9 protein-coding genes and 2 pseudogenes are annotated in these 9,056 nt (G+C 42.2%); 3 read left to right on the top strand and 8 right to left on the bottom strand.

Features of this window, described 5'->3' with window-relative positions; all coding sequences use genetic code 11:
• Positions 1-714 (top strand): annotated as a pseudogene (locus WA010_RS07165) (hypothetical protein); the annotation flags it as partial.
• On the opposite strand, the gene pssA reads toward WA010_RS07165, so the two are convergent.
• The 8 genes from pssA to WA010_RS07205 form a co-directional block, all read right to left on the bottom strand.
• Positions 702-1,427 (bottom strand): CDP-diacylglycerol--serine O-phosphatidyltransferase, encoded by a 726-nt coding sequence (gene pssA / locus WA010_RS07170; RefSeq protein WP_422556449.1) that lies wholly within the window; start codon positions 1,425-1,427, stop codon positions 702-704. The pseudogene WA010_RS07165 and the gene pssA overlap by 13 nt on opposite strands.
• 4 nt (positions 1,428-1,431) lie before the next feature.
• Positions 1,432-2,079 (bottom strand): phosphatidylserine decarboxylase, encoded by a 648-nt coding sequence (locus tag WA010_RS07175; RefSeq protein WP_422556450.1) that lies wholly within the window; start codon positions 2,077-2,079, stop codon positions 1,432-1,434.
• A 10-nt stretch (positions 2,080-2,089) separates the two neighbouring features.
• Positions 2,090-4,042: an ATP-dependent zinc metalloprotease FtsH gene (ftsH, locus tag WA010_RS07180; RefSeq protein WP_422556451.1), complete on the bottom strand. Its 1,953-nt coding sequence runs from the start codon at positions 4,040-4,042 to the stop codon at positions 2,090-2,092.
• 1 nt (position 4,043) lies between these two features.
• The gene (locus WA010_RS07185; RefSeq protein ID WP_422556452.1) at positions 4,044-4,880 is read right to left on the bottom strand and encodes a 50S ribosomal protein L11 methyltransferase; all 837 of its coding nucleotides are present in this window, start codon (positions 4,878-4,880) and stop codon (positions 4,044-4,046) included.
• Positions 4,880-5,254 (bottom strand): chemotaxis response regulator CheY, encoded by a 375-nt coding sequence (locus WA010_RS07190; protein WP_422556453.1) that lies wholly within the window; start codon positions 5,252-5,254, stop codon positions 4,880-4,882. Before WA010_RS07190 ends, WA010_RS07185 begins: the two co-directional genes overlap by 1 nt.
• Positions 5,255-5,330: 76 nt before the next feature.
• Positions 5,331-6,029 carry a 1-(5-phosphoribosyl)-5-[(5-phosphoribosylamino)methylideneamino]imidazole-4-carboxamide isomerase gene (hisA, locus tag WA010_RS07195; protein ID WP_422556454.1) on the bottom strand — a complete coding sequence of 233 codons (699 nt, stop codon included), beginning with the start codon at positions 6,027-6,029 and terminating at the stop codon, positions 5,331-5,333.
• 9 nt (positions 6,030-6,038) lie between these two features.
• Complete coding sequence (gene hisH, locus WA010_RS07200) at positions 6,039-6,650, bottom strand: imidazole glycerol phosphate synthase subunit HisH (protein WP_422556455.1); 612 nt, start codon at positions 6,648-6,650, stop codon at positions 6,039-6,041.
• On the bottom strand, positions 6,647-7,555 hold the full coding sequence (locus tag WA010_RS07205; protein ID WP_422556456.1) for a PDC sensor domain-containing protein: 909 nt from the start codon (positions 7,553-7,555) through the stop codon (positions 6,647-6,649). Before WA010_RS07205 ends, hisH begins: the two co-directional genes overlap by 4 nt.
• 63 nt (positions 7,556-7,618) lie before the next feature.
• On the opposite strand from WA010_RS07205, the gene waaC reads away from it, so the two are divergent.
• The gene (waaC, locus tag WA010_RS07210) at positions 7,619-8,611 is read left to right on the top strand and encodes a lipopolysaccharide heptosyltransferase I (protein ID WP_422556457.1); all 993 of its coding nucleotides are present in this window, start codon (positions 7,619-7,621) and stop codon (positions 8,609-8,611) included.
• Positions 8,611-9,056: pseudogene (locus WA010_RS07215) on the top strand (hypothetical protein); the annotation flags it as partial. The gene waaC and the pseudogene WA010_RS07215, both read left to right, overlap by 1 nt.

The raw sequence follows: 9,056 nt of genomic DNA on the forward strand, positions 1-9,056 counted from the left end.
CGTCCTCTCTATCTAGCACTTCAAATAGCGATAGCAACCGAAATGGAGTTAAACGATATAGCTCGAAGAGATGCGAAACGACTGGCTTCTCTTCAGCCCACAGATATTCTTCCTCACCTCATGGTTATCGATACTCAGTTTAAAGATCAAAAAACAAAAGTATTTGCTTCATCTGTGATAAATTATCTTAAAAAACAATCTTTTCGATATGATGATCTCTACTTCGGACCTCAATTGACACGTGATCGTAGTATCTTAATAGCAATGATGACAGGACAACTTAAACCATTAATCGAACGACTTGAAGTTGCTCTTCAAACGACCAATGGAAGTACCACAGATATTATGAGCGCACTCGCTCAAGCTTATTTTTACAATCAAGAATTTGAAAAATCATATACTCTTTACAACCAACTTATAGATACTCATAGTATTCGTGATGAACATACTTTATTTTTAGGAGCTTGCGCTTCTATCGGAGCAGAGCATTATCAAAATGCAATCATCTTACTAGAACTTTCAAAATTAAAAAATCCAAACTATTTAGAGACCCGTTATGCTCTTTCCTTGCTTTATATGCAAATTGAAAATAACAAAGCAGCTATTAATCAACTCACTAAAATGGAAAACACTGGCTTTCTTTCACGTTATTTTGACTTTAAGATCAATACAGAGAAACTCACAAATGAACCACAGAAATATCACCCTTTATAAGCGATAAAACGACGCAATAGATAAAATGACGCACGGAATGGACCATAGAGCAAATATGCAGCCGCAAGTATCGCCATCCCTTCGATAGGGTAAATAAATATCCCCAATGCGACAACAATCAGTGCAACCAGAAATCGCATAAAATGAAATGTTTTAAAGTTCATTTTTTTAAAGCTTGGGTAGCGAATATTGCTCACCATCAAAATAGACAAAATAGCTGCTAAGGGGAGAATAAAAACTTTCAATGCAGCAAAAGTAGAATATTGCTCTAACAAAATTACCGCTATAGAGATCATAATTGCCGCTGTGGGGATCGGAAGACCAATAAAGACACTTGGTTCAATCCGTGAAGTCGTGACATTAAAACGAGCCAGACGAACAGCACCGAAAATAATAAATAAAGCACTTACAACAATACCCATCCGTCCGTAGTTCTCACCCACATACAGATACAGGAGTAATGCAGGGGCAACCCCAAATGCAACAATATCGGCTAAAGAATCAAACTCCACTCCAAAGTGGCTTGCCGTGTTTGTCATACGTGCAACACGCCCATCCAATCCATCAAAGATTAATGCTAAAAAAATAAACCATGCCGCTGAGACAAAAGAGGCTTCCAAGGCTAAAGCAATAGCATAAAATCCGGTAAAAATAGAGGCAGCAGTAAAAAGATTGGGGAGGAGATAGGCGATGGGGGGAGGAGACTGACGCATCGGCTTAGACTGCGTTTAAGTATCCGATAACACTTTCACCGGCACGAACCGAAGAACCTGGGTTAACTGTAATACGGCTGTTTTTTGGAAGATAAATAATACTACGCCCTTTCGCTAAAAATCCGTAACGAGCACCTTCTTTGAATTTTTGACTTTTTTCTACTTCGATACCGATACTAAAACAGCTTTGTTCACTAAGGTGCTCGATGTAGATTTCATCCCCTTTTGTAGATCTAAAAGAGAGTACCGCTTTTTCATTCAACGTATCAGACAGGGGGTTATACAGTGGCAATGAGGCACCACGACGAATTTTGAATCCTTCTACGACACCATCAAAAGGGGCACGAAGCATAGAGACATCCCACAATGAATTCATAATGGTAATTTTGGTCATTTTATTATCATCAACCATACTCTCTTCAACCGACAAAACAACACCATCAACGCTGCTGACAACACTATCAGCCTCTGTTTCAGAGGTATTACGCTCAGGATTACGAAAAATGATGAGAACGGCGAGGAGTAAACTCCCAAACAGAAACTGAAACAGATGCAATCCCGTCATCGTAAAAAAGAGAAATAGAGCACCAATTACACCCGAAAGTAACCAGCCTCGGCTTGAGAGGATAAAGGTATCGGTTTGAACGCTCATCTAGTGCTCCTTATTCGTCAATAACTATTTTTTTACTCGAAGGGGTCTCTTTACGCGGTTCGAGTTTCGTTTCGATATTGTGCTCAACTTCATACGCTTCGATTATCTCACGTACTTGATCTCCGGTTATATTCTCTTTGGCATACAAAAGTTCTACGATTTTTTCGATAGCATCGCGATATTCTTCCAAACGGCTTTTGACAGCAAGGTAGCGCTCTGCCAATGTCGATTTGATGAACTCATCCATCTGTTCAGACATTTTTTCACTGTACTCTTTTGCCTGTGTCATCCCACCGCCCAAGAAGGTACTGCGTTGACGCTCCAGTACCATTAATCCAGCTACATCACTCATACCATACATCTGAACCATCGCTTTGAGAATGTCGGTTGTACGCTCTAAATCGTTCGCCGCTCCGGTAGAGATTTCTCCGATAAAGACCTCTTCCGCCGCACGACCGCCAAGAAGAACATCAATTTCCGCGATCAGTTCATGACGCTGCATGAGATATTTATTCTCTTCAGGGGTATTAAGGGTATACCCAAGTGCTGCCAACCCGCGAGGAACAATAGAGACTTTAGAAACTTTTTTAGCTCCCTTGGTTGTCTCAGCCAACAGTGCATGACCACTCTCATGATAGGCAACAATACGTTTCTCTTTTTCATCAATACGGCGACTCTTTTTAGAAAGCCCAGCAATTGCACGTTCTACCGCTTCACGCATATCAGCTTGACGCACTGTTTTTTGGCTTTTACGCCCCGCGAGCAATGCCGCTTCGTTCACGATATTTGCCAAATCGGCACCCGCGAGACCTGCAGTGAGACGGGCAATCTCTTCGAGATCAACATCAGGATCTTGTTTAACCCCTTTAGCGTGGACATTGAGGATATCGATACGCCCTTGGAAATCGGGTTTATCTACCAATACCTGACGGTCAAATCGTCCCGGACGAAGAAGTGCGGGATCGAGAATCTCAGGACGGTTGGTTGCCGCCAAAATGATGATCGGTGTATCAGTACCAAAACCGTCCATCTCTGCGAGAAGCTGATTGAGGGTTTGTTCACGCTCATCGTTGCCCCCCATCATACCACCAGCCGCACGGCTTTTACCGATAGCATCAATCTCATCGATAAAGATGATCGATGGGGCATCTTTTTTCGCTTGCTCAAACAAATCACGAACACGCGCCGCACCGACACCCACAAACATCTCGATAAAGCTTGAACCCGAAACAGAGAAAAACGGCACTTCTGCCTCTCCCGCTACCGCTTTTGCTAACAACGTTTTACCGGTACCAGGGCTACCTACGAGCAAAACCCCTTTAGGAATTTTAGCACCAAGTTCCACATAACGATCCGGTGATTTTAGAAAATCTACGATCTCCAAAACCTCTTCTTTTGCCTCTTGTGCACCGGCTACGTCATCAAATTTGGTTTTCGGCTTTTCTGAGTTAATCAGTTTTTTAGAGTTACCCATCCCCAAAATACCGCCACCCATACTTTTTTGCATACGTCCTGCAAAAAACATCCAAATAGCAATAATGATGAGGAAAGGGAATAACCATCCGAACATCTCTGTAAACCAGTTGCTCTCAGAAAAACCGACATAATTGATCTTTTTTTCATCCAAAAGGGGGATAAGGGTTGAGTCTTGGCCTACAATGCGCGTCGTATACGCCACTTTTCCAGTTCCGTCATTTCCGATAGCACGGATATAGGTTTGTCCTATAGAGACCTTTTCAACTTGTTTCTCTTGGATAAGGCGTTTAAGATCAGCGTAGCTGATCTCTTGGGTACGTGTCACATTTTGGCCGTTCATTTTGCCGGCTAACTCATTCTCATCACCGATTACCGCTTTAAAAAGGATAATAACCGCGATTGAAAAAATTGCAAAAGTTATTAAAGGATTTTTATTAAAAAAATTACCGTTTTTATCGGGGTTTGGATTCGATTCATTTTGAGCCATATTATTCATTTCCTTTGTGAGTCACTACGAGAGTTACCCATTCGTTTTCGACAAGACGTTCGGTTAATTCAAAGCTTTTATATGCACGGAGAACTTTATCTTCATACTTGTCCATTATTCCTGAGAGGATTAAAACACCCCCTTCTCGTAACCGTTTTTTAAGATCACTTGCAATGAAAACGAGTACATCGGCAACAATATTGGCGATAATGACATCGTATTTTTCATCGGTTTCGTTGATTGGACCTTCCCATAAGCGGCGGTAGGCAATGTTATTTTGTTCCGCATTGACAATCGCATTTTCAACGGAAAGTGGATCGGTATCACACGCATCAACCGTAGCACCTTTTTTAATCGATGCAATCGCTAAAATTCCGCTACCGCATCCGACATCCATCACTTCATCGCCGGCTTTTACATATTTGGCAACTCCTCGCAAACACGAAGCAGTGGTAGGATGATGTCCTGTCCCGAATGCTAACGCAGGATCGATAGCGATATTCAACATCCCATCACGCGGCAATTCCCATGTAGGATGGATATAAAAAGGGTCTATTTCAATGGGGGTGATCCCTTGCTGATATTGCGCAATCCAATCATCATTTTTCTCTTTGGTGAGAGTCATCTCTACATCGATTACTTCGCCTAATGCACGTTGCAGTGCTTCAGCAAACTGCTCAATCCCCCAACTGATTGTTTCAAGATCCTCTTCACTGCGGATAATAAAACCCTCATCAATCTCTTCAAAACCAACCGGAAGAACATCGACTAAAAAATCGCTAAAAAGCTCTAAATGCGATGATGGTTTAACCACCATCATGTAATAATAATCTTGCATTAAGCCTCAGTACCAAGAACGGCTGATAGTTTTTCTTTTAACACTTGTGGAGTGAATGGCTTAACAATATAGTTATTAACCCCTGCTTTAAGGGCAGTAATAACTTCCGCTTTTCCTCCCTCTGTTGTAACCATAATGATCGGCAGGTCAGAAAAACGTGTATCTGATCGCACTTTTTTAACCAATTCCAACCCATTCATTTCCGGCATATTCCAGTCGGTAATCAACATTCCTATGTCCGGATTTGTATCAAGAACGCTCCATCCTTGAAGTCCGTCTTCACCCTCTAAAACATCTTCATAACCAAGCCGTGAAAGCGTATTTTTAATAATACGTCGCATTGTGGAACTATCATCTACAACCAATAATTTCAAAGTATGTCCTTTTGTCAATTCTTATTAACGCATAGAATAAATGCCCAATGATAACCTATCCATCTTTGCGGTAAGTTTAAAGAAACTTTTTGAGGTCAATTCTTCCCTCATAAAATGCTTTGCCAATAATTGCACCAGAGATTTCACCACTCTCTATCAATGCTTCTATATCACTTCCATCTTTAACTCCACCACTGGCTATTGTAGGTATTCCAGATGCTCTGGCAATATCAAGTGTAAAATCAACATTCACCCCGCTAAGTGTTCCATCACGTCCCACATCGGTACAAATAATCGCTTCTACCCCAGCGTCTGCAAAAGCACGTGCCAAATCGGTTGCTCTCATACTGCTCACCTCGCCCCAGCCCTCAACTGCGACATAGCCATCAATCGCATCAATACCGACAACAATCGGATATTTTGCCGCCATTGATTTAACAAATTCCGGATCACGAAGTGCGATAGAGCCTAAAATCAGCCGATCAATCCCCAACTCTAAATAGCGTTGAATCGTCTCTTCATCACGAATCCCCCCTCCAAGTTGGAGTTTCACATTGCAGTTTTCACGAATTGCGCGGATTTGCTCCAAATTTTTCGGTTCACCCGCAAAAGCACCGTTAAGATCGACCAAATGAACCCAAGTGGCTCCCATCTCTTCAAACGTTTTCACCAACTCCCATGGCGTATCAGAATAAATTTTTGCACTCTCCATAAGCCCTTTGGTAAGACGGACCGCTTTGCCGTCTTTAAGATCAATCGCTGGAAAAATAATCATTTAACTCCTTTATAACTTAATAAAATTTTTGAGTATTGTTAACCCATTTTTATGGCTTTTCTCTGGGTGAGGCTGAATCCCCATAACATTTTCATGGGCTACTGCACTTGTAAAACGGTATCCATAAACGGACTCACCGATACTATCTCTTTCATCTTGACACAGAGCATGATAAGAATGAACAAAATAGAGGTAATGCGCTTCGTCAAGCCCTTCAAAGAGTGGGTGTTGCGAAGTAAACATCCGATTCCATCCCATATGGGGAACTTTCAGAGGTGTGTGAAAGCGACTGCTATCGAATGCAACAACCCGCCCCGCTATCAGCCCTAACCCCTCAGAGAGTCCGAACTCTTCACTCGATTCAAACAACAACTGCATCCCAAGACAAATACCCAGTAAATATTTTCCGCTTTGAGCATACTCACGCACTGCTTGATCCATACCTCGCTCACGCAGATGTTCCATCGCATCCCCAAAAGCACCGACACCAGGGAGAATAATACGATCATAATTTTTAAGATTGTGAGGGTCTGATTCAACAACTACTTTCTCTCCGAGAAGATCAAAGGCATTTTTAACACTGGCTAAATTTCCCATATTATAATCAACAATAGCTATCATAATCGTTCCTTGTCATGAGTAAATCGGATATATATCGCCAAACTGACGATCAAAACGGCTACCCCTCCTATAATATAAATTGCATTGATAAGCATCTCAGGTGCCGTCATCGCAAATTTAAAGACCAACATGAGCGCTTCAATAGAGAGAGCAATTATAATCGATCCCAAAAAGCGGACCATCGTTTTATGGATATCGGATGCCGGATCTTTTTTACTCCGTCCCAGTACCTCTTCTTCAAACAGTGTTTTCACTAGATCAAACGTTGCCAGAGAGAGGGTGAGGAGAATGGTTGCTTCAAAAATATCTTTGATTTCGATTTTGTCGTAATGCCCCATTCCGTAGGCTAAAAATCCTTCAATCCCTTTTACAAAAAGAAGTAAGGCCACAAAGGAGAGGGCTACGGAAAAAATAGCGTAAATGATTTTGAAAAAACGCCCTGCCGCCGTTTCAGATGCAAGCGGATGGGCGATACGAAGCACTTCGGCGAGAGGAAGATCGATACAGGCGACATAAACAATCTCACCCTTTTCATCAAAAATAGGCTCAGATGCGGTAACGGTGAGTTCATCATTCAAAAGCGAGGGATAAGGATCGGTAATCGTACATCGGCGCTCATGCATCGCACGGTAATAATAGGCACGAGTGGAGCGGTTTTCACCGATATCTTCCTCTTTTTTCCCATTTTTCAGATACGTCGGCGTGACTTGATTCCCCTTGGCATCGAGTAAATAGGCCGCTTCAAGCTCTTTTAAATCTCCACGGATTTTAAGGAGACGTGCACTCAGTGTCTCAATCGAGACGGAGGGAAGGTGATTGGGAAGATTTTTATGGAATAAATAGCAAAAATAGGCCCGTGCTTTTGGGCGGATTTCCGAATATTGTTGAATATCTTGAACGACCATATCCTAATCTCCTCGTCCTTATTTTGAGGGAGATTGTAGCTTAGTTGCGCTATAGTTACGCTTATGAATTCACCTCACATGCGTATCGCTATTGTTCGTCTTAGCGCACTGGGCGATATTGTCAATACTGCCGTAGTGTTGCAAATCATCCGTCACCGCTACCCTGATGCGGTGATAGACTGGTATGTTGAAGAGGCTTTTGCACCTATTTTAACAGCCCATCCACTCCTCAATTCAGCCATTTCGGTTCCACTCAAAAAAATGAAAAAAACGAAAAGTTTACACCTTTTGCATTCAACCATCCATGAGCTTAAATCTCGCCCTAGCTACGATCATATTATCGATGCGCAAGGGTTACTGAAATCGGCGCTAATCACCCATTTTTTAAAGGGAAAAGTTCACGGTTTTGATCGGCAAAGTGCACGTGAAAAGATCGCTGCATGGTTTTATGATACCGCTTCTGCAATCCCTTATGAGATGAATGTTATCAAACGCAATGTTCTCGTGATCACCGAAGCGTTGGGGATCACTTATGATGAAAACGACATTATCAATAAAAAGCCCCTCTTTGAACTCCATGAAAAGCCTGAAAGTCTCAAAGGTGAAAAAAACATCGCTTGTGTTATCGGTGCATCATGGCCGAGTAAATGTTATCCCAAAGAGCATTTTCTCACCCTTTGCGACGTGCTCCCCTACCCATGCCATCTGATCTGGGGAAGTGAAGCTGAACGCGACGATGCGCAATGGATTGCTGAACGCTCACACAATGCCCATGTAGCACCGAAAATGTCATTACGTGAACTGATCAGTTTTATCGGTCATTGTGATCTCACCATCGGTAACGATACGGGGCCTACCCATATGGCTTGGGCAATGAACAGAGCTTCCATTACCCTTTTTGGTCCAACCAATGAGCGGATGATTTTCCCCACTGCTATCAATATTGGCATCAAATCTCCCTCATCAGTTAATATTTTAAAAATTAATCGAGACGATTTTTCAATCCGAGAGATTAACCCATCAACGATACTTCAAAAAGCCAAGGAACTGTTGTAATGCTCTTATATCGTCTCTTTTTAGTAGTGGATACTCTATTAATGACACTTCCAAAATCATGGCGAAAAGCTCTATTTACCTCCCTAGCAGTGTTAGCGCATAAATTCGCCCCTAAACGTAACAAAGTGATTCAACAAAATCTCGCTTTTGCCTTTAATCAGAGCCTGAGTGAGAAAGAAAAAGGGGAGATAGAGCGTTATTGTTACCGTAATTTAGCTCTCAATTTACTCCAAACAATGGAAAATCGCCGAAACAGTGCCGAAGAGATCGCGTCGCATGTAACATTTACAAACCGTGACAAGGTGGATGCTATTTTAGCGCAAGGGAAAGGGATCATTTTTGTCTCTGCCCATTTTGGCAATTGGGAGCTTGGAGGGGCTGCCCTCTCTTCACTCATAACCCCTGTTGCCTCTATTTACAAAGGATTTAGCCGTCAGGAATTCGA

Source organism: Sulfuricurvum sp., assembly GCF_049305995.1.
GTDB lineage: Bacteria > Campylobacterota > Campylobacteria > Campylobacterales > Sulfurimonadaceae > Sulfuricurvum.

Coding starts and splice junctions, on each gene's coding strand:
- pssA (WP_422556449.1), bottom strand. CDS start 1,427: ATGCGTCAGTCTCCTCCCCCCATCGCCTATCTCCTCCCCAATCTTTTT.
- WA010_RS07175 (WP_422556450.1), bottom strand. CDS start 2,079: ATGAGCGTTCAAACCGATACCTTTATCCTCTCAAGCCGAGGCTGGTTA.
- ftsH (WP_422556451.1), bottom strand. CDS start 4,042: ATGGCTCAAAATGAATCGAATCCAAACCCCGATAAAAACGGTAATTTT.
- WA010_RS07185 (WP_422556452.1), bottom strand. CDS start 4,880: ATGCAAGATTATTATTACATGATGGTGGTTAAACCATCATCGCATTTA.
- hisA (WP_422556454.1), bottom strand. CDS start 6,029: ATGATTATTTTTCCAGCGATTGATCTTAAAGACGGCAAAGCGGTCCGT.
- hisH (WP_422556455.1), bottom strand. CDS start 6,650: ATGATAGCTATTGTTGATTATAATATGGGAAATTTAGCCAGTGTTAAA.
- WA010_RS07205 (WP_422556456.1), bottom strand. CDS start 7,555: ATGGTCGTTCAAGATATTCAACAATATTCGGAAATCCGCCCAAAAGCA.
- waaC (WP_422556457.1), top strand. CDS start 7,619: ATGAATTCACCTCACATGCGTATCGCTATTGTTCGTCTTAGCGCACTG.